We start from the raw sequence: 25,637 nt of genomic DNA on the forward strand, positions 1-25,637 counted from the left end.
AAAGGATTTATATATTTTTCATATATTTGCTATAGTGAAAATCGATTTTAATTCTTTCCTATCGATGAGTTTTTGGAATGATTGAGCGTGTGTCACTGAATTCTCTTAAGTTTTTTTATTATGTCGCCCGTTATGACAGTGTAACCATCGCTGCTGAAAAACTCTTTGTCACTCAAGGGGCGGTCAGTAAGCAGTTAAAAAATTTGGAAGAGGCACTGGGGCGTCGTTTATTTATTCGTGACGGCAAAAAGTTACAGCTGACGGGGGATGGTCTAACACTGTTTGATTGTTGTGAGCAGGTCTTTCCTCAGATTGACCAATGTCTCGTACAGATGGCAAAAGAAAAGAAGAATGAGAAGAAGGCCTTAATCTTATCCTGTGAACCGACCATCGCCATGAAATGGCTGATTCCGCGCTTGGTTCAATTTAAGCTACGTTACCCTGAGATTGATATCAGTTTGTTAACAGCGGGTGGAGAAGCGGATTTTAAAGTGCAAAACATTGACTTGGCTCTCAGACGTAATGATTTTGACTGGGGCAAGGCCATTTATAGTGAAAAAATGGCGGATGAGCATATGGTTTGTGTATCGCGTCATAAGCATTTAGCCCCGATGTCTCAGCTGTTTATTTCAAGCTCAAGACCTAAAATTTGGACACAATTTAAGGATGCATATAAAGCGCAGTTTAAGCACTTTCAAAGAGTAGCGTTGGAACATTTCTATTTGTGTATAGAGGCTTCTTTAGCAGGGTTGGGTGCAACAGTAGTTTCAGCTTATATGGTTGAAAAAGAGCTCGATTTTCAAATGTTAGACATGCTTACCCCGATTGTGCAAGATGGCTCTGCTTATTATTTACTTTCCGCATCTCCTTTTGAGGATGATCCGCATAAAGTCATTTTTAAAGATTGGTTGATTGAAGAAATGAGAGCCAGCCAAACAAAGTTAATGGTACTTTCCGCCCAAAAGCACTAATCACGTGCGGCATTTGATTGTTATCTATCAAGCATAAAAAAAACACCTCAAATGAGGTGCTTTTTTATGGTAACTTTTTAAAACAATAGTCTGCGTACCAACCATAGGCAATATGAAAAATAGCGCCATGAATCGCGACCATACACAGCATAACGACAGCGGTGAGTCCAATACCAGCATTATCGACTGATTTCATAATCGCTTCAGCATTGGGGTTCATTAGCACTAAAAATAGTACAAAGAAACTACCAATGATAATTGCGACAGCACTTGAGCCCCAAACCAGTTGAATTTTTTCATGATTGTTTGGAACACGGTGTTCTTTTTTCACAAAGTGTCCGACACTAATCAGTGCACAAGCCACTAATGTCGGAATTAAGGTTAAACCTCCAAGGTTTAGACCAAAGACCAGTACAGTGATTAACAGCACCAAAGCAATGCTATATACCGCCGCAAAATGCAGTAAATAGTGTTTCATGTATTTCCCCAAAATAAATAAATTAGCTGCGTGTTTTACGCAAATGCCTGCGATATAAAAACCAAAGGATAATCACAGCGACAATGGCAATAATGACATAACCGACTTTGCTAAAAATTTGATGCATCAGTGCTTGGTTTTCACCAAAGTAATAGCCAACTGTTGCTAAAAATGTTGTCCAGATAATTGTACCGAGTCCACTATAAAACATGAACTTCCAAAAGGGCATACGGCTCATCCCCGCAGGGATGCTAATCAGTGAACGCACTGCAGGAATCATACGACCAAAAAATACAATACGGTGACCATACTGCTCAAACCAATCTAAGGATTTTTTCACATCGGCAGATTTGATAAACAGATATTTACCATAGCGGTCGACCCATCTGAAAATATGCTCTTGTTTAAATTGATAGCCGATCCAATACAGCACTGCTGCGGCAAAGAGTGAACCAATACATCCTGCAATAATGACCCCAATTAAAACCAACTCGCCTTGTGATGCGGCATAACCTGCCGAAGGCATGATAATTTCAGAAGGAATGGGCGGAAAAACATTATCAAGAAACATGAGTAAGGCTATTCCCCAATAACCCAATTGTTCCATGACGGAGATGATCCATGCAGTGAGGTTCATATAGACCATAAAAATAAATGCGATAAGTTATCTTAAGGACTTATCGCATGTGGGTAAAGAATTGAAATGTATTGTTTTCTATTCATCGAAACGGGTATGGGTTAGCGTGTGAATATAGACTTTACGTAAGCTATAGGCCAGCGCAACTGGGATTAAACTGAGCAATGTATAATTTAAAAGATTTGAGCTTAGATGGTAACCAATGCCGAGCGCGATACTTGAACCAATCAACATGCCCAAAACCACGATAAATAAATGCGTGCGCTGTTCAAGCTTGGCTTTGATTTGGTTGAAGCTGGTACTGTGATATTGCTCGATCCGGTTTGCTGCGGCATTGCGAATCAGTGTGCGATGGCGTGGCATGATTATTTTATGCATGGCAATCATCCTATTTTCGTCGTTTAGGTATCTCATTTTTATTGTTATGTGGAGACCTTCAGGGCACCACTTTAGCTTATTATTTATACAGTATGACTCAGATTGAGTTCAATATTGTGACAAAATTGTTAAATATTTTTAAAAAACGCGAACTGCATAAAAGAATAAGCCCTCAAATGAGGGCTTATTCTTGACTTAAATCATCTGAATGATTTTAAAGGCGTTTACGTTTAGCCGCAGCAATTTGTGACTGGCGCATACGGAAGCCTTCTTTTTGTTTTTCTGTGGTGTTGTCGATACAGTATTTGCATGACACACCATGTTCATAGCTAGGTTCTTCTGCTTCAGCAGGAAGAAGTGGCCAACCACAAGCATGACACTTAATGTTAAGGCCTTCCTCAACACCATGAGTGACAGCAGTACGACCATCAAAAACGAAACATTCGCCTTCCCACATGCTTTGTTCAGCAGGGGTTTCTTCTAAGTATTTTAAGATGCCGCCTTTTAAGTGATAAACCTCGTTGAAACCTTCTTGAAGAAGAAGAGAGGTCGATTTTTCACAGCGGATACCACCTGTACAGAACATCGCAATTTTTTTATCTTTGTGCTGTTCAAGGTTTTGTTTAACGTATTCTGGAAATTCGCGGAAGCTTTCTGTTTTCGGGTCAATAGCACCCTTAAATGTTCCGGCTTTGTATTCATAGTCATTACGAGTATCGATCAAAATGACGTCATCACGAGCAATCAGGTCATTCCATTCTTTCGGGTCAAGGTAGTGACCGACTAAATCACGTGGCTTTACTTCAACGCCTAAAGTCACGATCTCTTTTTTAAGTTTGATCTTCATTTTACGAAATGGTTTGTCTGCACTGTCAGACTCTTTATATTCCATTTCGTTAAAACCTTCATTCAGAAGGAATTGTTGAATCATATCGATCGCGGCACGGTCGCCTGCAACTGTACCATTAATACCTTCGCCCGCTACAATCAGAGTACCACACAGGTTGATGGTTTTTACCAAGTCTAAAAGACGTTGTTGAAGATCAGCAGGATCTTGAACTTCTTTGAATTGATAAAGTGCGGCAACAACCCAACCAGTCGTCGCTTGCTGTTCTACAGGTGCAAGCTGTTCTACAGTAGCGTTCATGGAGTACTCCAATGTATTTTGATAGATAATTTTAAGGCGCACATTTTACATGGAATTGAATCAAGATGCGAGATAAGTAAACATTTTAAATGGCTTCTCAAGTGGTAGGGGAGCGTGTATATTCAGTTGCCAAAGACAAAATCCGTTTTGTTTTGGTGCGTTTATTAACAGGAGTATGTTTTGAGTACAGATCGTCGAATTGCCTCTTTGACCCCATGTGCAGGGCGTTGTTCAACGGTATTTGGTGATTCTGTGTGTCGTGGTTGTCGTCGTTTTAATCATGAAGTGATTCAGTGGAACACCTACACTTCGGAGCAGCATCGTTCAGTTTGGCAACGCTTAGATGCACAACTAGATCAAATTTTAGTGCCTATGTTACCTTTTGCTGATGTGCAGCAGGTAGAAGCTTTTGTTTTATCTAAACGCGTTCGTTTACGTCCCGATGCATCAAAAGGGCGGAAGCTTTATCATGCGTTAAAAGTATGTGAAAAAAATAAGAACTTTACCGAAGAAAGTGGTTTAGGCATTCAAGCGCAGCAAGTGAAACCGATTTGGCAAGAGTTTGAACGCCGTGTTCTTGCACTTGCTACAGCCAGTTATGATTTGGCATTTTTGCGTGCTGACGCAATTCGACAACATCTCATCCATATGGAAGAGGACGAATAAGTCCTCTTGGTTTGATATAGAAAAAGAATACTCCGCATACCTAAGCTATTTGCGAGAGTGACTGGGGGAAAGGGTTTTTTCGATGGTGAATGTATTTGAGCTGGTGTTGTACTGTACGGCTGTGGTGGTCATGATTGCAACACCTGGCCCAGTGATGTTGTTGGTTGCCAGTGCAGGTCTAAAAGGTGGGTATAAACAAGCCTTAAAAACCATTTTTGGGACGAATTTAGCCTCTTTGGTTCTTATTATATTGTCTGTACTCATCTTAAAAGGCTTTTTAAACATTGCAGAGCATTGGTTAAATGCGATCAAGATTTTAGGCTGTGTATATATTGCCTATCTTGGTTTTCAAATTTTAAAAGAAGCCATTGCACAAGAAACAGAAACATCGCCTGTGCAACTAAAGCCGGTGCAGGGGGGCTTTAAGCAAGGTTTCTTAGTGGGTATTTCGAATCCGAAGGATATTATTTTCTTTGCCTCATTTTTCCCACAATTCATTGGGGTAACCAGTGATGTCGATATCAGCCTTGTACTGTTGACCATTCTCTGGATTATTCTAGACTTCAGCACGTTGTCTTTGGTTTATTTGGGTTTTAATAAACTATCGCAGTCCGCTTTGTACAATAAGTTGTTAGGCGTTTGTGGTGCGATATTGGTCAGCATTGCACTCTACGGTATCTATACTGTGTTTGCTTGATGCTGATGGTGCTGCATCAAAAAGCCTCCAACATGGAGGCTTTTTGATCGGGAGCCTAAAAATTAGACTCCGTGTTTAATGCGATACTGCACCAATTCTTCAATGGTGATCACAGTCAACTGATGCGTTTGTGCATATGCCAACACTTGAATGCCAGAGGCCATAGTCCCATCGGCATTGGTCAGTTCACACAAGACACCTGCTGGCTTCAAGCCTGCTAAACGTGCTAAATCAATAGTACCTTCGGTATGACCACGACGGGTGAGTACACCGCCTTGGCGCGCACGAAGAGGGAATATATGACCAGGGCGGTTTAAGTCGCTGGCAATTGCCCCATCTTTAATCGCTGCTTTAACTGTGGTAGTGCGGTCTTGTGCAGATACACCTGTAGTCACGCCTGTTGCGGCTTCAATGGTCACAGTGAATGCTGTTTTAAACTGACTTGAGTTATCTGACACCATAGGCACAAGGTCTAAGTGATCGGCCAGTTCATCGGTCAGGCATAAACAGACAATGCCAGAGCCATCACGAATCATGCGTGCCATCGTTTCGACAGTGAGAGTTTCGGCAGCCACAATGAGGTCGGCTTCGTTTTCGCGGTCAAAGTCATCCATCACCAAAACAGGTTTGCCTTGGCGGATATCTTCTAAAGCTTGTTGGATACGTTGTTCAGCTGGAGAAAGGGCTGAAAAGAAAATTTCGGGTTGAATCAAACTAGACATTGAAACGCTCGCGTAAAATTGAAGTACGGTTGAACATTTCAGGACTTTGAAAAATTGGCGTAGCAATAAATCCTCACAGGTTTGCACCTGAGATTCTATTGGTCACGTCGTCTTCTTTCATCCGGACTATACCGTCGGCTTTGGAATTGAACCAAATCTGCGAGCCAAATAGATGATTTCTGCTTGGCTGGCTCGTGGGCTGATTCAGTCTGAGTCATTCAACTGAACTTACCACCGGTGGGGAATTGCACCCCGCCCTGAAGCGATGTAACTCCATTATAGTGCTAAATATTTAGAAAAACAGGGGGCGTTTTAGAATGATCAGTTTTATACATAGAACAATTTTTGCTATAGCTTTGCTAAAGATCAACAATCTCTTTGCATGATTTAACTTAGTATAGGTATAAGGTTTCAAAATGAATGCCCAAAATAAAGGGCATAACTTAAATGAGTATAGCCTTTCTAGGTTGAATCCTTTTAAATAATGAAGATAAAAATAAGAGTGAGGAATTGGGATTGATCAAAATTCAACAATATGATTATCCTTGGAATGCTGAATCCTTCATAAAGCATCTGCAAGTTTTTGGTTTTACCCTCATCGCGGTCAGTATGTTGTATTTGGTTGCTGCTAATTGGTTTATGTTGCCACAGAATATTCAGCTGGCTATTCCTCAGTTGTTATTGTTATTTAGTGCGGTTTGCAGCTTGTGGCTGACAAAACATGATTTTCTAGTGCAATGTTTACATAGTATCTGTGGTTTGATGATTGGTTTAAGTCTGGCTGTGATTGGTCAAATTTATCAAACGGGTGCTGACAGCTATTTATTATTTCTATTTTGGTCTGTGCTGCTTTTACCGTGGTTATATCATCCGAATATCGGTGTATTTTTCCTTTTATGTATTACCAGCCAATTGGCATTGTTTCTATTTTTTATCCAAACCTTTTGGGGAGATCAATATCCAGATCTTTTCTTAATCAGTATTCATGCATTTGCACTGATTCAATTCTATTTCTGCAATAAATATTATTCGAAACTCCGTTACTTATTCTTGCTGTGGTTTGCCATTCTCTCGGTTTGGCATATGGCGATGTACCTCTATGCGGATAAAAGCATTCTTTATTTCACAGTGTCTTTTCTCTTGTTGGGCATTTCACTGGCTTACTATTATCAAAATAAAGATCAGTTGTGTAGTGCACTTTCAGCCGTTGGCTTGGGCATTAGCTTTACCATGATCATTGTGAAGGCGGTGACGGAGTGGTTTGGTCAGAATGAAATTTTTGAATTATTTTTTATCGCACTGATTATTTTTGCGTGGTTTGCTTTCATCACTTACATGTTGATTAAATTTATTCCGCATAGTCGGTTCAATGCTATTCCACTTGCTGTGGGAGCTTGGATTGCGGGTATCGTCTTTGCAACGCTGATGTTGACCTTTTGGGGAAATTTCTCTTTGCTTATGGGCCTTGTTTTTGTGGCTTTGGCGGCTTACTTGTTGAAAGCTAAAAAAAGCTTGTTTTTAAGACAATTTGCTTATTGTCTCTGGGTTGCAGGACAAATTGCGGTGATTTTTCACACCGTTGATTTGATGAATCAAATTATACCTATTCTATTTTTACAATTGGTGATGCTTGCACTCGCCTATTTTATGCGTACACATTGGTTCTTTGTTTTTGTTCAAATTTTGGGTTTATATGCAGCAGGTGTGGCGTGTATTTGGGATATTAATGCACATCTCAGTTGGCGTAATATTGTTGAAAATTTTGTTTATCTAGCACTTTGGAATTATGTTTTTTATCTGGGAATTTTGGTCATAAAATTCATACAGCCAACTGAATATCAACGCAGTTTATTACTTTCTGCACTTGGGATTATTCTATTTTCTATGGGTTTTTATACTTTATTTGGGAAATACGAATTAGCGAAAATTGAGCACATTCCTATATTGGCTTTTGGCCTACCGATTTTATGGTTTGTACTTTTTGTCTTTTTACATATTCAAAAGCAGTTTCATTTATTTGCGCATTTTATTTTGACTGCTTTGGCAGTAGGGCTGATTTTTTATGGTCATTTCGATATTTTTATTTGTTTGGCCATCATTTCATGGGCATTAAAAACACAAGATAAAGTGATCTATGGATTTGCGTTGGCAACTTTCGCTTTAATTTTAGGATTTTTATATTATTCCCTTGACGTGACCTTTCTAATTAAAAGTTTAAGTATGTTCTTGTCAGGTCTGATGTTGCTCTTGCTGACATTGAGCTTGATGCTATTTAAGCAAAAAGAGGAGTTCGACATATGAAGAGAATGATTACTCTTGCTTTGGCATTACTCAGCATCGCGGTATTTTTAGGCTTAATTTTTAAAAATGAATGGCACTTAAACAATAGTCAAACCATGTATGTGCGTTTGCAACCTGTAGACCCGCGTTCGATTATTCAGGGGGATTATATGGCGCTGAATTATCAACTTTATTTTGCGCCTCAGCATTTGAGTCCAGAAAGTACCAGCCAAGCCAACAGCAATCAAGAAGATCAGATTTTTTCAGGTCATTATTTTGATGAAGTGATTAAGAACAAATCTTCGGTGCTCACTTATGTTGAACTCGATTCACAGAGGCGCGTGATACATAGCTATTTTGAGTTGCCGAAAAATGTTCGTACAGCTCGACTGATTTTACAAAACCCGAATAATCGCTATAGCGGGCTTTATCCTGCGTCGAGAAGTTTTTTGTTTGCAGAAGGTTTAGCGGATTGTTATCAGCAGGCAGAATATGCTGAGTTTAAAGTCGATGAGCAGGGCAATGCGATACTCACGGCATTGAAAGGTGATCAGCTACAAGATTTAGGCTGCGAGAGCAAACGAGATTGGTTGAGCGGGTTTCGTGCTACTCAGAATTGATCCAATTGCATTATTCTGCTCATAAAAAAATCCGCACGCAGCGGATTTTTTAATCTATTGGGCTTAAGCCACTTGTACCGGAATACAGTTTGCCATGTGACTTACAGTATTGTCTGGATTTGCATAAACTAAACGTGGTTTATGTGCATTTGCTTCAGCTTCTGTAAAATCACCAAATGTCGCAATAATCATTAAATCGCCTACATCGGCCTGATGTGCTGCACCACCATTGACTGAAATGATGCCAGAACCTTCTTCACCACGAATTGCATAGGTACTGAAACGCTTACCATTAGTCACGTTCCACATGTGAATTTCTTCATATTCGCGGATACCGGCTAAATCCAATAAAAGACCATCGATTGCACATGAACCTTCATAATGAAGTTCAGCTTGAGTAACAACACAACGGTGGATTTTTGCTTTTAATAAACGAGATAGCATGGCTAGCGTCTCCTGAGTGGACCTAAGATCGTTATCTTATGGTTGAATCAATCTGAACTTGCTGGATAAGCAATCAGGCAAGCGCATTTTGCCTTTAAAATGACAGTATGGCAAGCAGCATGGTTCAACATTTTTTTGACTTATCAGTTTGGTTTGTAAGCATTGATTTGATTCATGGCAGGCTGAATCTCACCATTCACTAGCATTTTAGTGCGAGCCAATGCGTGATGGATTGCGTCATCCATTAAATTTTGTTCATTGCTTGGTGCTTTGCTTAAGACATGTCCTGAAACACGTTCTTTTGAACCGGGGTGACCAATACCAATGCGTAAGCGATGGAAGTTTGGACCGATATGAGGGACTATGTCACGTAAACCATTATGACCACCATGACCACCACCTGTTTTTAGGCGAATGACACCAGGGTTCATATCCAGTTCATCGTGAGCAATCAGTATTGCTTCTGGAGCAATATTGTAGAATTTTGCGAAGGGAACAACACTTTTACCAACAAGGTTCATAAAGGTTGTGGGTAATAGCAGACGGACGTCTTGACCTTCGATATTACCACGCCCACTCATTCCATTGAATTTTGGGTCTTTTTTAAGCGTAATGCCATATTGTTCTGCAAGGCGTTCAACAAACCAAAAGCCTGCATTATGGCGGGTTTGGGCATACTCAGAACCTGGGTTGCCCAAACCAACAATCAGTGAAATATTTGACACTAATTACACCAATAACACTTATGCGCGAACGAAGTCAGCGTGCATAGGCGTGTTTTTAGCTGGGTGACGTTGTAACGCTTTGATTTTAACGCTTTCAACTTTGTCGCCAACTTTGATTTCAACAACTTCTTCGAAGAAAGCGTTGTTTTCTAAAGCTTTAACAAGCTCACGAAGTTCTAAAGTAACAGCTACAGGTTCAGCAGTACCACCGTAGATGATAGCTGGAACTTGAGCAGCGTGACGAAGGCGGCGGCTCGCACCTTTCCCTTGGTTAGCTGCTTCACGCGCTTGAGCGTTTAATACGAAGTTTGCCATGATAGACATCCTTAATTTAAGTTTTAAATAAACTAGATCTGCGACCGACCTAGTGAGACAAAGCCCTGCACTGGGCAGGGCTTTTAAAATTCAGCGCTATATTATAGATAAGAATCAAACATTGCGCTAATAGATTCTTCGTTGTTAATACGACGAATTGTTTCAGCAACCATACTCGCAACTGAAACTTGGCGAATCTTACCAAGAGCTTGAGCTTCTTCAGAAAGAGGAATGGTGTCTGTAACAACCAATTCATCAATCACAGAGTTTTTCAAGTTTTCGATAGCTTTACCTGATAAAACAGGGTGAGTTGCATAAGCAACCACTTTGCGCGCACCAAATGTTTTCAATGCATCAGCAGCTTTACATAACGTACCTGCAGTATCCACCATGTCATCTACGATGACGCAGTCACGGCCTTTAACATCACCAATCAAGTGCATGACTTGTGATTCGTTTGCCTTTTGACGACGTTTGTCGATGATAGCAAGGTCAATATCGCCCATTTGCTTAGCAACAGCACGTGCACGAACGACACCGCCAACGTCAGGAGAAACCACCATGAGGTTATCATGTGACTGTTGACGAAGGTCAGCTAAAAGCGCTGGTGTACCGTAGATGTTGTCTACAGGGATATCGAAGAAACCTTGGATTTGGTCAGCGTGAAGGTCGATCATTACCACACGGTCAATTCCTACAGTTGTCAGCATATCTGCGACAACTTTTGCAGTAATTGGAACACGTGATGAACGAGGACGACGGTCTTGACGCGCATAACCGAAATAAGGAATCACTGCGGTAATACGACCAGCACTTGCACGACGCAAAGCATCAGCCATAACGAGGATTTCCATTAGGTTATCATTCGTTGGGGCACAAGTAGGTTGTACGATAAATACGTCTTTACCACGAACATTTTCAGTAATTTCGACAGCAATTTCACCGTCAGAAAATTGACCAATAGATGCAGCACCTAAAGGGATGTGCAAGTGGCTTACGACTTTTTGGGCGAATTGTGGATGTGCAGATCCACTAAAAACGACAAGATTGGGCATGAAGCACCCTTGGCGGTTGGCAATTTAGGAATTAGATGGCAGGGGTAGCTGGATTCGAACCAACGGATGCCGATATCAAAAACCGGTGCCTTACCACTTGGCGATACCCCTAATGCGGCAGAACTTTAATATTTTTGCGTCTTTCTGTCAAGGTAAATTAACAGTAGAACAGCAAAGTGTTGTTCTGTCTTTTTTGGAAAATGGCAGGGGTAGCTGGATTCGAACCAACGGATGCCGATATCAAAAACCGGTGCCTTACCACTTGGCGATACCCCTAAATTTGATTACTGTAAAATGGCAGGGGTAGCTGGATTCGAACCAACGGATGCCGATATCAAAAACCGGTGCCTTACCACTTGGCGATACCCCTAGTACAGTCATCTACAGGTGAAATAAAATGGCAGGGGTAGCTGGATTCGAACCAACGGATGCCGATATCAAAAACCGGTGCCTTACCACTTGGCGATACCCCTATCAGGTAACGTGGAAATGTCTTATTGGTGATTCATTCAAGCTGTTGACCAAGTAAGCTTTACATGGTGCATTTGCAAGAACATCATCAATGTTCATATCACTCGTTACTTCAGCAAAAACACAAGCACCTGTACCTGTAAGTTTTGCAACACCGAACTGGTCGAGATATTGCATCGCTTCATCTACTTCTGGATATAAACTTCTCGCCAAAGGCTCAAAATTATTTCCAAAATCAGATGGCTTTAACTGATAGGCGCAAAATTTAGAGCTCTTCGTGTTTCTTGTCAATGTTTTTTGTGAAAAAAGCAATTGAGTGCTGATAAAACAATCAGGTTTTAACACAATGTATTGTTTTTGATCTAAGTCTATGAATGTTAAGTGCTCACCTATGCCTTCAGCCCATGCATTGCGACCATGGACAAAGATGGGAACGTCTGCGCCTAACTGAACACCCAAGTCGGCTAATTGTTCAGTATTTAGCCCGCACTGCCACAGTTGATTGACCACGATTAGTGTCGTCGCGGCATCCGATGAACCACCACCTAAGCCTGCACCCATCGGAATATTTTTTTCAAGATGAATGGATAAACCAATAGCTGTTTGTGCATACGGCTGAAGTATCTGTGTCGCTTTATAAATCAAATTTTGACTCAAATCGACACTGTTTAAGCCTTCAATATGAATCTCTTGATCTGTACGGAGTTCAAACTCTAACCAATCACACAGATCGATCAACTGGAAAATACTTTGCAGTTCATGGTAGCCGTTTTCACGACGACCCGTAATGTGTAAAAACAAATTCAGTTTTGATGGGGCAGGGACACGGATCATAACGAGATAACTAGCGGTTTTGAATGACCATTGTAATACGGTTTTCTGCACCATTTTCAAGTGCTTGTTTTAAAATCAGCCGATTTGGCATATGGGCTTGCTCGTTATAGCTCAGCTCAACGCTCCAACCATCTTCAATGATCTGTACTGCGCGTTTGGCACTGTCACGTTGGATTTGTGCTTGAACTGTTGCGGGTTTGGCTTGAACCCAATTGACTAAATGGGTGATGGGCGCCTGCCAACCAGTTGCTGTTTTTAAAAGTTCTTCAGGAGTTTCAGCTTGGATGAGGCCAGTTTTAGCACTATTCAGGCTAACTTCACCTGGACGACCGGTAATTTGCGTCTTACCAACGCCTAAAATTCCACTGAGCTCAATATCAAACTCTTGTTGCTGTTGTACCCATGTGAAAAAAGCACTGCCTGTCTGTTCAGGCGTACGCACCCCAATTTTACCTTGTAAGCTAAAGTGTTGATCAGATTCGGTTTGTATGGTGTTTGGGTCAAGCTGTGGTTTGGTAAATTGTTGACAGCCTGTTAGTGCCAAGCTACTTGCAGCAAGTAAGCTTAAGCTCAGATTTGAGAAAATACGCATAAAAACTATGAGCTCTTTTTCAGTTGTTGGGGTAACAATAAAGTATTTAGTTGATCCAATTGAGGATCATTTGGGTGTTTTTGTTTGAGTTGTTGTAACACAGTGGAGAATTTTTGCAGATCACCGAGCATATAGACTGAACGCGCATAACGCACGCCAATGTTGACACTACCACTGATAAGGTAGGCTTTTTCTAAGACTTTGGCTGAAGTGCTAAAGTCATTTTGTAAGTAACAAATAAAGCCTAAGGTATCTAAGATGGAGGCTTGTTCAGGGGCATATTCTAAAGCATGTTCAACAAATCTACGTGCATCATCTAAGCGTCTGTTTTGCAAGGCTAAAGTGTATGCATAAGCATTGAGATAGGTTGGGCTATTGGGTTCGATACTTAACAGTTGATTCAGCAACTTTTCAAGTTTGTCTTTATCCGTGTGTGCATCCAGCATTAGCACTTCAGAATAGATCAGTTCAGGATCATCCGGTAAGTTTTTAATCGCCTCATCTAACAGTCGCATGGCTGCGGCTTTGTTATTCATGCGCTTTAAAATATCGGCTTGCGCCTGATACAAGAAGCTTGCATGTTGTGGGTAGTTCACCCGTTCTTGGGTTAAGAAGCGTAAAGCATCATTGGGTTTGTTTTGCTGAGTATAGATACTGATGAGGCTACGACGCGATACGGTATACAGACTACCATCGACTAGACGGTAGTAGGCCTTGGCTGTTTCAAAATGCTGTTTTCGTTCAGCATTCACTGCTAGATAGTAATAGGCTTCATTTTGATATTCAGCCGAATTACGTAGTTCAACCAGATATTTTTCAGCTTTTTCGTACTTCTTTAAATCAATACTGGTTAACCCCGCAATAAACAAGGCTTCTTCTTGGTTAGGCCATTTTTTAATCAGGCTCTCAAGCTTGGTTAAGGCCTCATTCGACGCATTAATTTTAATCAGATATTTGGCTTCTGCTAAACGGATATCGACATTGTCGCGGTGTTTACGACTCGATTTCGCATACCAATTACGGGTTTCTTCCTCTTGACCGAGTGCGCTGAGTAAGTTGGCTTTCATCAGGATGTAGCCTGTGACTTTTCCGCGCTTTTTTAGGGCTTTATTAATGGTGGTCAGGGCTTGTTCAAGCTGGCCATTTTGAGCCTCTAAACCTGCAATCAATGCCAAAATAGAGGGATTGTTCCGCTCCTTACTCGAACGTAACGCTTGAATGAGAATTTCTTGATCTTCAGGTTCTTCAGGGGCAATTCCCGCAAGGATTTGCTCTAAATCAGCATTGGCATCAATATTGAGAATCTTATCGAGCGTTTCAGCCGCAAGCTCATATTCATGTGCTTTGAGTGCAATATGCGACAAATAAAATAATGCTGGAACATCGGTGGGCTCTTGTACCACCCAATGCGTTGCAATGTCGAGTGCGGCATGCAAATCATTTTGTTCAAGGGCAATATTTAAAGCGCGCTGTTTAATGGTGGTGGAATTACTTTTAATCGCCAGCACAGTATAGTTGTGCAAGGCAGTCGCGCTGTCTTGGTAAGCCAGTGCAAATTCGGCAATCATACTTTGTTGAATTGCATCATAATTAGATAGCGAAAAATCTCCAGCTGCTCTAAGATGAGCACTAGATGCCATGCTACCGACGAGTAAGAATGTGGTAGAATATTGCTTAATTCTCGCGCCGCTCAGTCGGCAATGTGTTTGACGCAATTTTTCTTGATCCAAGTAATGCTTTTTATGACACCGTTATTGCACAATAGCATAAATTTAGCGAAATGATGATCTGATATGTCTTTCTTTGCATTGGGTGTCAACCATCAAACCGCCTCCGTAGAATTGCGTGAGCAAATTGCATTTAACCCTGAAAAGTTAACGCAACTGCTTGAGCAACAAGGCCAAAACCAAGACTTAAATGAAATGGTGGTGGTGTCTACGTGTAACAGAACAGAAGTGTATGCCATGTCTGAAAACTCAGATATGGTATTGAACTGGCTCGCCCAAGCAAATGGCATAGATGTTAAACAATTGTTGAATCATGTATACCGTTATGAAAATGCGCAGGCTGTGACTCACTTAATGCGTGTTGCAAGCGGTTTAGATTCACTCATGCTTGGTGAACCGCAAATTTTGGGGCAGGTTAAATCTGCACTATCTCTAGCGAAGACGGCTCATACTGTTTCTCCTCATTTAAACCGAATTTTTGAATATGCTTTCTATGCGGCGAAACGCGTCCGCTCTGAAACGGCTGTAGGTACTCACGCCGTATCGATGGGCTACGCGGTGGCTCAGCTTGCATTACAAGTGTTTAGTAAGCCTGAGAAGTTGACGGTCATGGTGGTCGCTGCGGGCGAAATGAATAGCTTAGTGGCGAAACATTTGGCTGAAATGGGAGTCGCAAAAATCCTCATTTGTAACCGTACTCGTGAACGGGCTGAAACTTTGGCTCAAGAAATAGCCCATCGTGTAGATGTTGAAATCATTGAATTTGATCAGTTGGCCAATAACTTAGCGCGTGCAGATGTCATTTCCAGTTGTACGGGTAGTTTACATCAAGTGATTCATTATCCAGATGTCAAAGCGGCCTTAAAAAAGCGTCGTTATCAACAAATGTTGATGGTGGATTTGGCTGTTCCGCGTGATATCGACCCGAAAGTGGAAAGTTTGGATGGCGTCTATTTATATGGCGTAGATGATTTGCAGTCGGTGATTGATGAAAACCTTGCTCAGCGTCGTCAGGCAGCGGTTGAAGCAGAGGTGATGGTCAACCAATTAGCAACCGAGTTGGTGACCCAGCAGAAGGTTAATCTCGCAGGTGAAACAATCTATGCTTACCGTCAGCAAGGTGAACAGTTAAGACAAGAAGAATTAGATCTAGCGCTGGCACGGATTGCGAAAGGAGAAAAGCCTGAAAGGGTGATGCAAGAGTTTGCACATCGTTTGACGCAGAAGTTGCTACATCCAACCTCGATTATGCTGCGTGAAGCAGCCAAATCAGAAGACCCGAGTCATTTTGAACAAATGCAAACGTGTTTAAATGAGACTGTTACTAAACGTCGTAAAACTAAAAAGTAAATCTAAATATAAAAATGCAATAGGTTTAAGTAATCAGTCTTAAGCCTATTTTTTTGGTCAGTTCAAAGAGTTTATGTTTTAAATTTCGTGTCTCAATTAATGAATTTGGGGCTTTAAGTTTAAGTTTTAAATATTTTTCTTCAAGCGAAAGGGCATATTCACTGGCCAGTTTATCCGCCAGTTCTGGTGTTTTGGTTAGTTCTTCAATATTGGTGCGCTGCATAATATCGGCAATCGCATTGGCATAACGGCTACACGCGCCCAAAACATAATAGGTTGCCAGTTCTTGGTCATCAGGTAAATCATCAAAAATACCATCTAAGACTTGTAGCACATGCGCTAAAAGTTCATCTTCAGGTAAATAGGCGCGTAGAGTTTCAAAGTGAATATACAAAAACGGATGATGGATCAGAACGGCGAGGGCGAAGTCTTCATCTTTGGTGCGAATATTAAAAGACAACGAGGCATCGTTGCTGACTTGAGGTGTCCAGCGACGACCAAAACCGAGTTTTTCTTTGAAGGATTGATTCAGCAAATAACGGAAAGAGCCTGTTTTGGGCAATAAGTCCGTCAGTTGACGTAACTCACTCATGACCTGACTTTTACCTTCAGGGCTACTAATGTCATGGTTCTGCGTCAGATGTGCAAAAACAAAGTCTGACAGCAATGGGGCCTGTTGAAGCAGTTTATTAAAGTTTTCAATACCTTCGCGACGAATCAGTGAGTCAGGGTCATGATCATTCGGTAAAACAAAAAACTTCAGCTCGCGACCATCATTGAGCAAAGGTAATGCAATTTCTAAAGTACGGCGAGCCGCTTTTTGTCCAGCCACGTCACCATCAAAGGCAATGGTAATACGGTTGTTTTGTTTAAACAGAATATTTAAGTGTTCGGTGTTACTGGCCGTTCCTAAGGTCGCCACAGCACCTGCAATCCCATACTGCTGTAGCGCAATCACATCCATATAGCCTTCGACCATCAGCCAGTCTTGGGCTTTTTGTTTACGGCCTTCATATAAACCATAAAGCAATTGATTTTTATGAAATACCTCAGAGTCTGGTGAGTTGATGTATTTGGGCTTAATTTCGTCATTTAGAGCACGACCACCGAAGCCCACGACACGACCTTTGGCATCACGAATCGGAAATATGACGCGATCCCGTAACAAGTCAAAGTCACGACCATTGTCACTGGTACGAATCAGTCCGAGTAGCTTTAAGCCTTCGATATCTTGCGGGAAGGCTTTTTCTAAGTGTTGCCAGTCCTCAGGTGCATAACCTAAACGCCAATACGCAATAGTATCTCGGCTGAGTCCACGCTGTTTAAAGTACTGCTGAGCAGCACGACTATGCGGTAGTTGTTGTTCATAGTATTGCGCAATATTTTCTAACAGGTCGTATAAGTTACCTTCCTGAACGGGGGCAGTGTTGAAGCCCTCGAAGGTATCAAAATCAGCGTAACCTTCTTGGTACTCCATGGACTGAAATTCAGCAAAAGGATCATGCTCAATCTGAAACTCAGGTTGTGCTAGAGCTGGCTCAGTTTTCTTGGCTTCAGTGGCATCGACCTGTGGTTTTTGGACAGGTTTAGCTTCACGCTTATACACCAGTTTTTTTGAGTCACGGTTGTCTTTGGGAAGTTCGATGCCTGTTTGACTCGACAAATCCTTCATCACATCAATAAAGCTACGACTGTCGATGTCCATTAAAAAACGAATGGCATTACCATTGGCCTGACAACCAAAACAGTGGAAATACTGTTTGTCACGATACACGTGAAAAGATGGTGATTTTTCTTGATGGAACGGACAACAGCCTGAATAGGTGCGACCTGACTTTTTAAGTTTCACACGTTGACCAATCAGGTCGACAATGTCGGTCCGATCTAAAATTTGGTCAATGGTGTGTTGAGGAATAGCCATGTCGAATCGTCAGTCGCTGATGTTTTGAACCGTGAAAAGAAGCAGAGATGGAGGTTTTAAAATGCAAAAAACCATCGAATCTAGATTGTTTTGTATACCTTTTAAGCGTTTTGATCAAGCGGAAATCGCACAAAACAAAAGGGCAAGTATGATAACTTGCCCTTTCTAAAATAGCGAATATTTCAGAGGAATTATTCGGTTTCAGTATTGATGTTTTGATTTGTTTCAGGGCGATCGAGTAAACCGAAGCTGACACGATTGGTAAAGCTGCGTTCTGCTGTTTGTTTGGGTTGTTCGATTTTTTCTTCAGAACTGTTTTGTTCTTCACGACCAAACACACCTAAAGTCGCACGGTTGACCCAACTTGCTTCTTTACGTGCAGCGCGTAAGTTCACTTCACCATTCGATTTCACTAAATTTGGATAATTTAGTTTCAAGACATCGGTATATTGTTGCGCAGTTTGCTTGTCGCCCAATTGGTCATACGAATAAGCAACAGTTGCTAAAGCCTCAGGCACTTGAGGGCTTTGTGGATAATGTTCAATCACCCATTGAGCACGCTCTAGTGCTGCGACCCATGCTTTACGTTTGATATTAAAGCGTGCTGCATTCATTTCGCTTTCAGCCAACTCATTACTGATAAACTTCATGCGTTGTGCAGCATCTACAGCATAAGTGCTTGAAGGGTAACGACGAATAAAGTCTACGAAGTTTTGATACGCCACTTTAAGATAGCTCACATCGCGATGTGCTTGCTTTAAAGAAGTATAACGAATCAAACCATCATAGTTTTGTTCCATATTGGCTACGCCACGTACATAGTAGGCATAGTCCACGTTTGGATGCTGAGGGTTCAAACGAATGAAACGATCAGCCAGTGCAATCGCACCTTCATAATCTTTCTGCTGAAATTTCACATAGAGCAGCTCAAGTTGAGCTTGTTGTGCATATTCACCTGTAGGGTAATAGGTATCTAATGCTTCTAAGTGTTTTGCAGCGTCGGTATATTGACCACTTTGCAGTGCTTTTTCTGCTTTTTGAATATAAACCTGTTCACTCGATTGTGGACCGGTATCTACCACTTCTTTCTTGGGATTGCTGCTACAGCCTACCATTGCAGATGCAATGCCAATCGTTAGAGCAAGCATTGTCATTTTATAATGTGGTAGCGACATAAAAATTCCTCTGTTAATACGGGCAATGAGCTACAATTGCGCTATTAAATCACTTTTATTTGAATGATCAAATGGCTCAAGCACAATCTTCCGATCCAAATTTCCCTGAAACCGATTTCAATTTACTTGAAGATTCTGAGGATGCAGATAACCATACTTCAAGCTCTACTGCAACACGTTTATCGTTGCAATTTCAATTGGATGAAACTTATCTCGGACAACGTATAGACCAAGTTGCAGCAACGATTTGGAGCGACTTTTCGCGTGAAAAACTCAAACAGTGGCTAAAAGAAGGCCATTTGTTGGTAAATGGTAACAGTGTCAAACCGAAATATAAATGTGAAGGATTTGAACTGTTAACCCTTGACGTTGAGTTAGAAGCTCAAACTCGTAGTCTGCCTGAAGATATTCCACTGGATATTGTCTATGAAGATGACGACATTATTGTTGTTAATAAACCTGTTGGTATGGTGGTTCACCCAGGTGCGGGCAACTCATCAGGTACGTTGGTAAATGCATTATTGCATCACTATCCAAAATCGGCAGAACTGACTCGTGCGGGTTTGGTGCATCGTATTGATAAAGATACTTCTGGTTTGTTGGTCGTTGCGAAAAACTTAGAAGCACAATTTTCACTCAGCAAGCAATTGGCGAAAAAAACGGTTTACCGTGTTTATGACCTGATTGTGTATGGCAATGTGATTGCTGGTGGCACGGTGGATGAACCGATTAAACGTCACCCTGTAGATCGTGTCAAAATGGCGGTATTGCCAGGCGGTAAAGATGCTGTAACACACTACAACGTGAAAGAGCGCTTCCAACATTTCACCCGCATCCAAGCTCGTCTTGAAACTGGACGTACGCATCAGATTCGTGTGCATTTTAGTTATATTGGTTTTGGTTTAGTTGGCGATCCTGTGTATATGCCGCGTGTGCGCGTGCCCGCAGGTGCAACAGAACTTTTAGATGAGACTTTACGTGGTTTCAGACGCCAAGCCTTGCATGCAGCAGAGCTAGGTTTGAAACACCCACGTACAGGTGAAGAAATGTTGTTTAAAGCGCCGTGGCCAGCAGACTTGGCGACCTTGGTTGATGTACTTCGTACGGAAAACAAAGCCTATTAAGTTATAGATGAATCATCATAAGGACAGTATATGCAATTTGTTCAAGGACTTCCGGCAGGTGTTTTTGTGGGGCAAACCCGTGTGCATCATGATCGTGCTTTAGAGACTACTCAAACTGAACTGCAAGGCTTTAACTTGGCTTTGCACGTACAGGATGATGCTGCACGTGTGCAACAGCATCGTATGATCTTGCTCGAAGAGTTTGCAGGCTATGGGGTCGATAAAATCACATGGATGACACAAACCCATAGCACCATTTGCCGTGTAGTGAATGAGCAAATTGACTTTGATGCTCAAGAAGGGGATGGTTTGGTGACGCAGCGCCCGAAGCATGCCCTGATGATGATGACAGCCGATTGTTTGCCAGTGGTTGTAGGCAATGTAGATGGAACTGAAGTGGCCAATTTGCATGCAGGTTGGCGTGGGTTGGCGCATGGTATTATTGAAAATACCATTGCCAGTATGAACACTCAGCCGACATGGGCTTGGTTGGGCGCGGCCATTAGCCAACCTTGTTTTGAAATTGGGGCGGAAGTAAAAGAAGCCTTTTGTTCAAAGTATGCTGAGCTTGAGTCTGCATTTCAAACAGGTGAGCAAGCTGGAAAGTATTATGCTGACTTATATGCAATCGCAAAATTCATTCTAAAACAGCACGGTATTGAAGTAGTCTCTGGTGGTGATCAGTGTTCATTTAGCCAGTCTGATGAATATTTTTCGTATCGCCGTCATGCCAAAACTGGGCGTATGGCGACATTCGTGTTTATGCAATAGTTTGGCTTTTGATGAAGTGCTTGGCTGTTTTAATCCTTGCACTTACTCCCCACTCAGCGAGTGGAAGTGTTAAACTTAGCTCAATTCTTTGCTCTTAAAAACTACCATGTCTGTACCTGATCTTGTTTCTGCTACACCTGTTCATGTGTGTGTGGTTTATCATAGCGCCTATGGTCATACGGCGAAAGTCGCTCAGTATATTGCACAAGGTGCAGAGCAGGCGGGTGCTGATGTGCATTTGATTTCGGTTGCTGCAGTACAGTGGGACTTGTTAGATCAGGCCGATATTATTGTGATGGGTTGCCCAACGTATATGGGCAGTCTTACATCAGCGCTTAAACAGTTTATGGAAGATTCTTCTAAGCGTTGGTTAGCACGGGCTTGGCAAGGAAAACTGGCTGCAGGCTTCACCAATGGCGGTGGCTTAAGTGGCGATAAACTGGCGGTATTACAACAGATTAATTTATTTGCTATGCAGCATGGTATGTTGTGGGCGGGTTTACCGTTTATGCCGACAGGACGTAGCCAACACGATATTAATCGGATGTCGAGCTTTTTAGGTTTGATGACTCAGTCAGACAACGCCAGTATTGAAATAACCCCACCCGAAGGTGACTTGGAAACTGCTCGAAAGTTCGGAAAATATTTGGTCGAGCTAAAAGCTGATTATTAATAAAAAACCTCCACATGGGAGGTTTTTTTTATTTATGCATAATACGGGCTTTATCACGTTGCCAGTCACGGTCTTTTTCCGTGGCACGTTTGTCATGTAGCTGTTTGCCTTTCACTAAAGCGATTTCTAATTTCGCACGTGGCCCTTTCCAATAAGCCACAAGTGGAACGCACGAATAACCTTTCTGATTCACTGCGCCGAGTAACTTATCGAGTTCACGGCGATTCAACAGTAACTTACGGGTACGGGTCGCTTCAGGAACAATGTGCGTAGATGCACTGAGTAAAGGCTGAATCTGAGCACCGAACAGGAAAGCTTCGCCATTTTTAAAGGTGATATAACTCTCAGACAGCGTCATACGACCTGCACGTAATGATTTCACTTCCCAGCCTTGCAGTGACAGGCCAGCTTCAAATTTTTCTTCAATAAAATAGTCGTGACGTGCACGTTTATTCTGTGCAATCGTCCCGCTGGTATTTTTTTTAACTACAGTTGCTTTCGCCATAATCAATTACTTCCAACAATGTACCTATTGTGCCTTAAAGCAGGGTTAAGGTGAAGTTTTTTCAAATTTATGGAGTTTCTTCACCTATAAAACAAGTTTTTGCTAAAATATGGCTCTACAAAATCAACAGAGTAAAAATGGATGTCTAAAACTCGCGTCATTTACCCGGGGACTTTTGATCCAATTACCAATGGTCATATTGATTTGGTTACACGTGCATCACGTATGTTTGATGAAGTGGTGGTAGCCATTGCCATTGGTCATCATAAAAACCCTCTCTTTAGTTTAGAAGAGCGTGTGAGCTTGGCCAAAGCATCATTAAGCCATCTTGATAATGTTGAGTTTGTAGGTTTTGATGGTTTGTTGGTGAACTTCTTCCGTGAACAAAAGGCAACGGCTGTACTGCGAGGATTGCGTGCAGTGTCTGACTTTGAATACGAGTTCCAGTTAGCCAATATGAACCGTCAACTTGATTCACACTTTGAGGCGGTATTTTTAACGCCGTCAGAGCAGTATTCATTTATTTCATCGACGTTGATTCGTGAAATAGCACGTTTAAAAGGTGATGTGACCAAGTTTGTACCGCAAGCGGTGGTTGCTGCTTTTGAACGTAAACATCAACAAGGTTGGTAGCGTGTCTTTATATATAACCGATGAATGCATCAATTGTGATGTTTGTGAACCTGTGTGTCCCAATGAAGCCATTTTCATGGGGGAATTGATTTATGAAATCAATCCAGACTTATGCACAGAGTGTATCGGACATTATGATAAACCCCAGTGTCAATTGTTCTGTCCAGTGGATTGTATTCCGCTGGATCCTAATCATGCGGAAACTGAGGATGAGCTCATGGATAAATATAAAAAGCTGATTGCTCAAAAAAGCGCAAGCAATTAAGTCTAAGATTTGATACTATGCGCCTCGAAGTGAGCCAGACGATCGCTGCTGTGGAGATCTCCGTGATTGAAGCAGGGGAGGAAAGTCCGGGCTTCATAGGGCAAGGTGCCAGGTAACGCCTGGGCGGCGTGAGCCGACGGAAAGTGCAGCAGAGAGTAGACCGCCTTCATTATGGTTTCGAGCAATCGAAATCGAAGGTAAGGGTGAAAGGGTGCGGTAAGAGCGCACCGCATGGCTGGTAACAGTTCATGGCATGGTAAACCCCACCGGAAGCAAGACCAAATAGGGATCCTTTAGGCATGGCCCATGCTGGATCCGGGTAGGTCGCTTGAGCGTATGAGTGATTGTACGCCTAGAGGAATGATCGTTCTCGACAGAACCCGGCTTATCGGCTCACTTCAACAAATTTTGATCAATTAAGCGCGCAAGGTACTTGACGTACTGGTGAGAAAACCACATAATGCGCGCACAGTTTACGGCTATGTAGCTCAGTTGGTTAGAGCACCGCACTCATAATGCGGGGGTCACAAGTTCAAGTCTCGTCATAGCCACCATTTTTATAGACCACGTTCCAAAACGTGGTCTTTTTTTATCCTTATTTTGGGCTTAATATCCACCCCCAATTTGCGTTTGTTGTTGTGAAGAAACTTCCTGAGCAGTAATTTTCTGCTGATTATCTGTTTCAATTAAATAGGTGGAAGAACGTTTTTTTGAAATTAAGCCAAACTGATAGCGAGCGGTGAGTTGAACATAATTTTCTAGATTTTTTGCACGATGACGTGGTTCTAATTTGAAAATATATTGTGCAAATTCTTCAGCATAACTTGGATTATTGAGTAAATTAGGATCGGTAATCGTGGCTAAATAATAATGTTGAGTTGGATTTATACCTTCCTCATTTTTAGGCAGGATGAGATAACCATAATCAAATTGGCTTAATTCCTTAAATTTTAGATTTTGTAAGGAAATAGGAATATAGTCTTGATCACTTGTAATACTGTTCCAAACTTGTAACCCTGAAAAAATTAAAACTAAAATAGTCGCGATGTAAAAATGTACATTCCATGTTGTAGAAATAGTCTTGGGTTCACTCCCATTCTTTATGACAATTGTGTGGGCTAGATAGTCGTGAATAGAGCGGCGATTTTTTCGGTTAAAAATATATAAATAAAGTATAGAAATCAGTAAGCTACCTAATAGTATCGTAAAGATGCTATTCAATACTGGGTGAAAAAGTAGCGTAAAAGACATTAAGCAGAAAGGGGCATATAAAATTGCCGAGCGTAGAAATGAGGCGGATAGGCTGAGATACTGCTGATCTAGTTTGACGACTTTAATGGATTGAAGAATTTTGCCAATTGTTTGTCCATTATTGTTAACACTATTGCAATAAGTAAAATATAGAACAACGAAAAGATAACCAATTAATGTTATGAGTATAGGGTATTCATAAGGAAATTTACCTAATAGGCTAGAGATAATGTTACAGAAAGCACCGATGAGCAAAGCATCAATGATAAATGCGAAGCTTCTACGCCAAAAGCCTGCAATATAAGGTTGTGTATCAGGTGATACATCATTTTCAATTGTATTATCCAAAATAATGACTCATGCTGTTATAAAATTATTGGTTTTAATGTTAAAAGTAATCAGTGATTAAAAAGTTTTAATCACTTTATTAAATAGTGAGCTGTTTTACAGAATTGTAGAGATGAAATCAATAATTCGAAGAGATTCTTTTTATTTATATTGAGTTGATACTTCTGCAATTTTAATCCTTGGAAGCTATTTTGGATCTGCATATAGGCAGTACATTATTCTGCAAAAATTTATTTTTTTAGCCTGTAATTTTATTCTCTGTTCAGTTTAGCTGTGCGTAATGCATAGCTTTAGCATTTAGCATTGCAACTTCAAATTGTTCAGATGGTAATTTTTTGAACATGATGTAAGTGTTGTTGGATCTTGTTGAGCTGTGCCATGCATCGTTTTTGTTGCATGTTCTATAAGTGTTGATAGGTGATTCATTTGGCAACATCTATGTGAGCGTGATTATAATTGACCAAGACTGGACTCACGAGGTGGCATGCACTTAGTATTGTTATGAGTGTAGCAATAAGCAAGGATTTGATCTGAGTAAGGGTAATTTTCTTTATATATTTAGCTATTGTGCCCTATGTTTTTTTTCTAAATATGTATTAATTTTAAACATTTAATTATCAATTGTTTAAATGCTGATCATTGGGATAGGGTGGGGCTTGACGGGTGTTTAATATGTATAGATAATGCCCCCACAGTTTACGGCTATGTAGCTCAGTTGGTTAGAGCACCGCACTCATAATGCGGGGGTCACAAGTTCAAGTCTCGTCATAGCCACCATTTTTAAAGACCAAGCTCTCAGCTTGGTCTCTTTTTTTGTGCGTAAAAAATAGATTTGAATATGTCGATATAAAAAAGCCCAAAC

At 41.3% G+C, this 25,637-nt stretch carries 27 protein-coding genes, 6 tRNA genes, 1 other RNA gene and 1 riboswitch; of the genes, 14 read left to right on the forward strand and 20 right to left on the reverse strand.

What is annotated here, in order from left to right:
- Positions 1-77 precede the first annotated feature (77 nt).
- Positions 78-971, forward strand: a complete 894-nt coding sequence (locus tag MF4640_RS07355; protein ID WP_078389131.1) for a LysR family transcriptional regulator — start codon at positions 78-80, stop codon at positions 969-971.
- Between the two features lie 64 nt (positions 972-1,035).
- Here MF4640_RS07355 and MF4640_RS07360 read toward each other — a convergent pair whose 3' ends face one another.
- The 4 genes from MF4640_RS07360 to MF4640_RS07375 form a co-directional block, all read right to left on the reverse strand.
- Positions 1,036-1,449 carry an ABZJ_00895 family protein gene (locus MF4640_RS07360; RefSeq protein WP_004695488.1) on the reverse strand — a complete coding sequence of 138 codons (414 nt, stop codon included), beginning with the start codon at positions 1,447-1,449 and terminating at the stop codon, positions 1,036-1,038.
- Between the two features lie 22 nt (positions 1,450-1,471).
- Positions 1,472-2,086, reverse strand: a complete 615-nt coding sequence (locus MF4640_RS07365) for a DedA family protein (RefSeq protein ID WP_078389132.1) — start codon at positions 2,084-2,086, stop codon at positions 1,472-1,474.
- A gap of 78 nt (positions 2,087-2,164) precedes the next feature.
- Positions 2,165-2,464: a hypothetical protein gene (locus MF4640_RS07370; RefSeq protein WP_010327316.1), complete on the reverse strand. Its 300-nt coding sequence runs from the start codon at positions 2,462-2,464 to the stop codon at positions 2,165-2,167.
- 214 nt (positions 2,465-2,678) lie between these two features.
- On the reverse strand, positions 2,679-3,611 hold the full coding sequence (locus MF4640_RS07375; protein ID WP_078389133.1) for a rhodanese-related sulfurtransferase: 933 nt from the start codon (positions 3,609-3,611) through the stop codon (positions 2,679-2,681).
- 180 nt (positions 3,612-3,791) lie between these two features.
- Between MF4640_RS07375 and MF4640_RS07380 the strand changes: the two genes are divergently transcribed.
- Together MF4640_RS07380 and MF4640_RS07385 are read left to right on the forward strand one after the other, a co-directional pair.
- The gene (locus MF4640_RS07380; protein WP_078389134.1) at positions 3,792-4,277 is read left to right on the forward strand and encodes a DUF1289 domain-containing protein; all 486 of its coding nucleotides are present in this window, start codon (positions 3,792-3,794) and stop codon (positions 4,275-4,277) included.
- 82 nt (positions 4,278-4,359) lie between these two features.
- Positions 4,360-4,974 (forward strand): LysE family translocator, encoded by a 615-nt coding sequence (locus MF4640_RS07385; RefSeq protein ID WP_078389135.1) that lies wholly within the window; start codon positions 4,360-4,362, stop codon positions 4,972-4,974.
- 62 nt (positions 4,975-5,036) lie between these two features.
- Here the strand turns inward: MF4640_RS07385 and ribB are convergent, their stop codons facing one another.
- Complete coding sequence (ribB, locus tag MF4640_RS07390) at positions 5,037-5,696, reverse strand: 3,4-dihydroxy-2-butanone-4-phosphate synthase (protein ID WP_078389136.1); 660 nt, start codon at positions 5,694-5,696, stop codon at positions 5,037-5,039.
- Positions 5,697-5,801: 105 nt separating this feature from the next.
- Positions 5,802-5,964, reverse strand: a riboswitch (FMN riboswitch).
- Between the two features lie 248 nt (positions 5,965-6,212).
- Here ribB and MF4640_RS07395 point away from each other — a divergent pair.
- Together MF4640_RS07395 and MF4640_RS07400 are read left to right on the forward strand one after the other, a co-directional pair.
- Complete coding sequence (locus MF4640_RS07395; protein ID WP_078389137.1) at positions 6,213-7,997, forward strand: DUF2157 domain-containing protein; 1,785 nt, start codon at positions 6,213-6,215, stop codon at positions 7,995-7,997.
- On the forward strand, positions 7,994-8,596 hold the full coding sequence (locus MF4640_RS07400; RefSeq protein ID WP_078389138.1) for a GDYXXLXY domain-containing protein: 603 nt from the start codon (positions 7,994-7,996) through the stop codon (positions 8,594-8,596). The genes MF4640_RS07395 and MF4640_RS07400 overlap by 4 nt, the downstream gene beginning before the upstream one ends.
- A gap of 63 nt (positions 8,597-8,659) precedes the next feature.
- On the opposite strand, the gene panD is transcribed toward MF4640_RS07400, so the two are convergent.
- The 11 genes from panD to MF4640_RS07455 form a co-directional block, all read right to left on the reverse strand.
- A complete protein-coding gene (panD, locus tag MF4640_RS07405; protein ID WP_004695506.1) occupies positions 8,660-9,040 on the reverse strand; it encodes an aspartate 1-decarboxylase in 381 nt (126 codons plus the stop codon).
- A gap of 143 nt (positions 9,041-9,183) precedes the next feature.
- A complete protein-coding gene (gene pth, locus MF4640_RS07410; protein ID WP_004695508.1) occupies positions 9,184-9,765 on the reverse strand; it encodes an aminoacyl-tRNA hydrolase in 582 nt (193 codons plus the stop codon).
- Positions 9,766-9,783: 18 nt separating this feature from the next.
- On the reverse strand, positions 9,784-10,080 hold the full coding sequence (gene rplY / locus MF4640_RS07415) for a 50S ribosomal protein L25 (RefSeq protein WP_078389139.1): 297 nt from the start codon (positions 10,078-10,080) through the stop codon (positions 9,784-9,786).
- A 101-nt stretch (positions 10,081-10,181) separates the two neighbouring features.
- On the reverse strand, positions 10,182-11,135 hold the full coding sequence (locus MF4640_RS07420; protein WP_004695513.1) for a ribose-phosphate pyrophosphokinase: 954 nt from the start codon (positions 11,133-11,135) through the stop codon (positions 10,182-10,184).
- Positions 11,136-11,171: 36 nt separating this feature from the next.
- A tRNA-Gln gene (locus tag MF4640_RS07425) sits at positions 11,172-11,246 on the reverse strand.
- Positions 11,247-11,336: 90 nt separating this feature from the next.
- Positions 11,337-11,411: transfer RNA gene (locus MF4640_RS07430), tRNA-Gln, on the reverse strand.
- Between the two features lie 19 nt (positions 11,412-11,430).
- Positions 11,431-11,505, reverse strand: a tRNA-Gln gene (locus tag MF4640_RS07435).
- Between the two features lie 28 nt (positions 11,506-11,533).
- Positions 11,534-11,608 (reverse strand) — tRNA-Gln (locus MF4640_RS07440).
- Position 11,609: 1 nt separating this feature from the next.
- Positions 11,610-12,440 (reverse strand): 4-(cytidine 5'-diphospho)-2-C-methyl-D-erythritol kinase, encoded by an 831-nt coding sequence (gene ispE / locus MF4640_RS07445; RefSeq protein WP_078389140.1) that lies wholly within the window; start codon positions 12,438-12,440, stop codon positions 11,610-11,612.
- A 10-nt stretch (positions 12,441-12,450) separates the two neighbouring features.
- Positions 12,451-13,032: a lipoprotein insertase outer membrane protein LolB gene (gene lolB / locus MF4640_RS07450; protein ID WP_004695517.1), complete on the reverse strand. Its 582-nt coding sequence runs from the start codon at positions 13,030-13,032 to the stop codon at positions 12,451-12,453.
- 5 nt (positions 13,033-13,037) lie between these two features.
- The gene (locus MF4640_RS07455) at positions 13,038-14,747 is read right to left on the reverse strand and encodes a hypothetical protein (RefSeq protein WP_078389155.1); all 1,710 of its coding nucleotides are present in this window, start codon (positions 14,745-14,747) and stop codon (positions 13,038-13,040) included.
- 78 nt (positions 14,748-14,825) lie between these two features.
- On the opposite strand from MF4640_RS07455, the gene hemA reads away from it, so the two are divergent.
- Positions 14,826-16,109, forward strand: a complete 1,284-nt coding sequence (hemA, locus tag MF4640_RS07460; RefSeq protein ID WP_078389141.1) for a glutamyl-tRNA reductase — start codon at positions 14,826-14,828, stop codon at positions 16,107-16,109.
- A 25-nt stretch (positions 16,110-16,134) separates the two neighbouring features.
- Here the strand turns inward: hemA and MF4640_RS07465 are convergent, their stop codons facing one another.
- Both MF4640_RS07465 and MF4640_RS07470 read right to left on the reverse strand, forming a co-directional pair.
- A complete protein-coding gene (locus MF4640_RS07465) occupies positions 16,135-18,030 on the reverse strand; it encodes a DNA primase (RefSeq protein ID WP_078389142.1) in 1,896 nt (631 codons plus the stop codon).
- 191 nt (positions 18,031-18,221) lie between these two features.
- Positions 18,222-19,205, reverse strand: a complete 984-nt coding sequence (locus MF4640_RS07470; protein ID WP_078389143.1) for an outer membrane protein assembly factor BamD — start codon at positions 19,203-19,205, stop codon at positions 18,222-18,224.
- Positions 19,206-19,276: 71 nt separating this feature from the next.
- On the opposite strand from MF4640_RS07470, the gene rluD reads away from it, so the two are divergent.
- From rluD to MF4640_RS07485, 3 genes are all read left to right on the forward strand, one after another.
- Complete coding sequence (gene rluD / locus MF4640_RS07475) at positions 19,277-20,329, forward strand: 23S rRNA pseudouridine(1911/1915/1917) synthase RluD (RefSeq protein ID WP_078389144.1); 1,053 nt, start codon at positions 19,277-19,279, stop codon at positions 20,327-20,329.
- Between the two features lie 30 nt (positions 20,330-20,359).
- A complete protein-coding gene (pgeF, locus tag MF4640_RS07480) occupies positions 20,360-21,100 on the forward strand; it encodes a peptidoglycan editing factor PgeF (RefSeq protein ID WP_078389145.1) in 741 nt (246 codons plus the stop codon).
- 106 nt (positions 21,101-21,206) lie between these two features.
- Positions 21,207-21,773, forward strand: a complete 567-nt coding sequence (locus MF4640_RS07485) for a flavodoxin family protein (RefSeq protein ID WP_078389146.1) — start codon at positions 21,207-21,209, stop codon at positions 21,771-21,773.
- A 28-nt stretch (positions 21,774-21,801) separates the two neighbouring features.
- Here MF4640_RS07485 and smpB read toward each other — a convergent pair whose 3' ends face one another.
- The gene (gene smpB, locus MF4640_RS07490; RefSeq protein WP_004695532.1) at positions 21,802-22,278 is read right to left on the reverse strand and encodes an SsrA-binding protein SmpB; all 477 of its coding nucleotides are present in this window, start codon (positions 22,276-22,278) and stop codon (positions 21,802-21,804) included.
- Between the two features lie 141 nt (positions 22,279-22,419).
- On the opposite strand from smpB, the gene coaD reads away from it, so the two are divergent.
- The 4 genes from coaD to MF4640_RS07510 all read left to right on the forward strand — a co-directional run bounded on the left by coaD (position 22,420) and on the right by MF4640_RS07510 (position 23,730).
- Positions 22,420-22,911, forward strand: a complete 492-nt coding sequence (gene coaD / locus MF4640_RS07495; RefSeq protein ID WP_004695534.1) for a pantetheine-phosphate adenylyltransferase — start codon at positions 22,420-22,422, stop codon at positions 22,909-22,911.
- A gap of 1 nt (position 22,912) precedes the next feature.
- Positions 22,913-23,176, forward strand: a complete 264-nt coding sequence (locus tag MF4640_RS07500) for a YfhL family 4Fe-4S dicluster ferredoxin (protein WP_004695536.1) — start codon at positions 22,913-22,915, stop codon at positions 23,174-23,176.
- A 26-nt stretch (positions 23,177-23,202) separates the two neighbouring features.
- Positions 23,203-23,580, forward strand: an RNA gene (rnpB, locus tag MF4640_RS07505) — RNase P RNA component class A.
- 73 nt (positions 23,581-23,653) lie between these two features.
- Positions 23,654-23,730: transfer RNA gene (locus MF4640_RS07510), tRNA-Met, on the forward strand.
- A gap of 52 nt (positions 23,731-23,782) precedes the next feature.
- Here the strand turns inward: MF4640_RS07510 and MF4640_RS07515 are convergent.
- Positions 23,783-24,775 (reverse strand): RDD family protein, encoded by a 993-nt coding sequence (locus MF4640_RS07515; RefSeq protein WP_078389147.1) that lies wholly within the window; start codon positions 24,773-24,775, stop codon positions 23,783-23,785.
- Between the two features lie 700 nt (positions 24,776-25,475).
- On the opposite strand from MF4640_RS07515, the gene MF4640_RS07520 reads away from it, so the two are divergent.
- Positions 25,476-25,552: transfer RNA gene (locus tag MF4640_RS07520), tRNA-Met, on the forward strand.
- The last annotated feature ends 85 nt before the right edge of the window (positions 25,553-25,637 follow it).

Origin of the sequence: Acinetobacter sp. MF4640 (assembly GCF_002018895.1) — a bacterium.
Lineage (GTDB): Bacteria > Pseudomonadota > Gammaproteobacteria > Pseudomonadales > Moraxellaceae > Acinetobacter > Acinetobacter johnsonii.

Bases quoted from the DNA above. Each gene is read 5' to 3' on its own strand.
- MF4640_RS07375 (WP_078389133.1), bottom strand. From the start codon at position 3,611: ATGAACGCTACTGTAGAACAGCTTGCACCTGTAGAACAGCAAGCGACG.
- MF4640_RS07355 (WP_078389131.1), top strand. From the start codon at position 78: ATGATTGAGCGTGTGTCACTGAATTCTCTTAAGTTTTTTTATTATGTC.
- MF4640_RS07420 (WP_004695513.1), bottom strand. From the start codon at position 11,135: ATGCCCAATCTTGTCGTTTTTAGTGGATCTGCACATCCACAATTCGCC.
- MF4640_RS07485 (WP_078389146.1), top strand. From the start codon at position 21,207: ATGTCTGTACCTGATCTTGTTTCTGCTACACCTGTTCATGTGTGTGTG.
- coaD (WP_004695534.1), top strand. From the start codon at position 22,420: ATGTCTAAAACTCGCGTCATTTACCCGGGGACTTTTGATCCAATTACC.
- lolB (WP_004695517.1), bottom strand. From the start codon at position 13,032: ATGCGTATTTTCTCAAATCTGAGCTTAAGCTTACTTGCTGCAAGTAGC.
- panD (WP_004695506.1), bottom strand. From the start codon at position 9,040: ATGCTATCTCGTTTATTAAAAGCAAAAATCCACCGTTGTGTTGTTACT.
- MF4640_RS07400 (WP_078389138.1), top strand. From the start codon at position 7,994: ATGAAGAGAATGATTACTCTTGCTTTGGCATTACTCAGCATCGCGGTA.
- MF4640_RS07385 (WP_078389135.1), top strand. From the start codon at position 4,360: ATGGTGAATGTATTTGAGCTGGTGTTGTACTGTACGGCTGTGGTGGTC.
- ribB (WP_078389136.1), bottom strand. From the start codon at position 5,696: ATGTCTAGTTTGATTCAACCCGAAATTTTCTTTTCAGCCCTTTCTCCA.
- MF4640_RS07465 (WP_078389142.1), bottom strand. From the start codon at position 18,030: ATGGCTATTCCTCAACACACCATTGACCAAATTTTAGATCGGACCGAC.
- MF4640_RS07365 (WP_078389132.1), bottom strand. From the start codon at position 2,086: ATGAACCTCACTGCATGGATCATCTCCGTCATGGAACAATTGGGTTAT.
- smpB (WP_004695532.1), bottom strand. From the start codon at position 22,278: ATGGCGAAAGCAACTGTAGTTAAAAAAAATACCAGCGGGACGATTGCA.
- pgeF (WP_078389145.1), top strand. From the start codon at position 20,360: ATGCAATTTGTTCAAGGACTTCCGGCAGGTGTTTTTGTGGGGCAAACC.
- hemA (WP_078389141.1), top strand. From the start codon at position 14,826: ATGTCTTTCTTTGCATTGGGTGTCAACCATCAAACCGCCTCCGTAGAA.
- MF4640_RS07360 (WP_004695488.1), bottom strand. From the start codon at position 1,449: ATGAAACACTATTTACTGCATTTTGCGGCGGTATATAGCATTGCTTTG.
- ispE (WP_078389140.1), bottom strand. From the start codon at position 12,440: ATGATCCGTGTCCCTGCCCCATCAAAACTGAATTTGTTTTTACACATT.
- rplY (WP_078389139.1), bottom strand. From the start codon at position 10,080: ATGGCAAACTTCGTATTAAACGCTCAAGCGCGTGAAGCAGCTAACCAA.
- rluD (WP_078389144.1), top strand. From the start codon at position 19,277: ATGGCTCAAGCACAATCTTCCGATCCAAATTTCCCTGAAACCGATTTC.
- MF4640_RS07370 (WP_010327316.1), bottom strand. From the start codon at position 2,464: ATGCATAAAATAATCATGCCACGCCATCGCACACTGATTCGCAATGCC.
- MF4640_RS07470 (WP_078389143.1), bottom strand. From the start codon at position 19,205: ATGTCGCTACCACATTATAAAATGACAATGCTTGCTCTAACGATTGGC.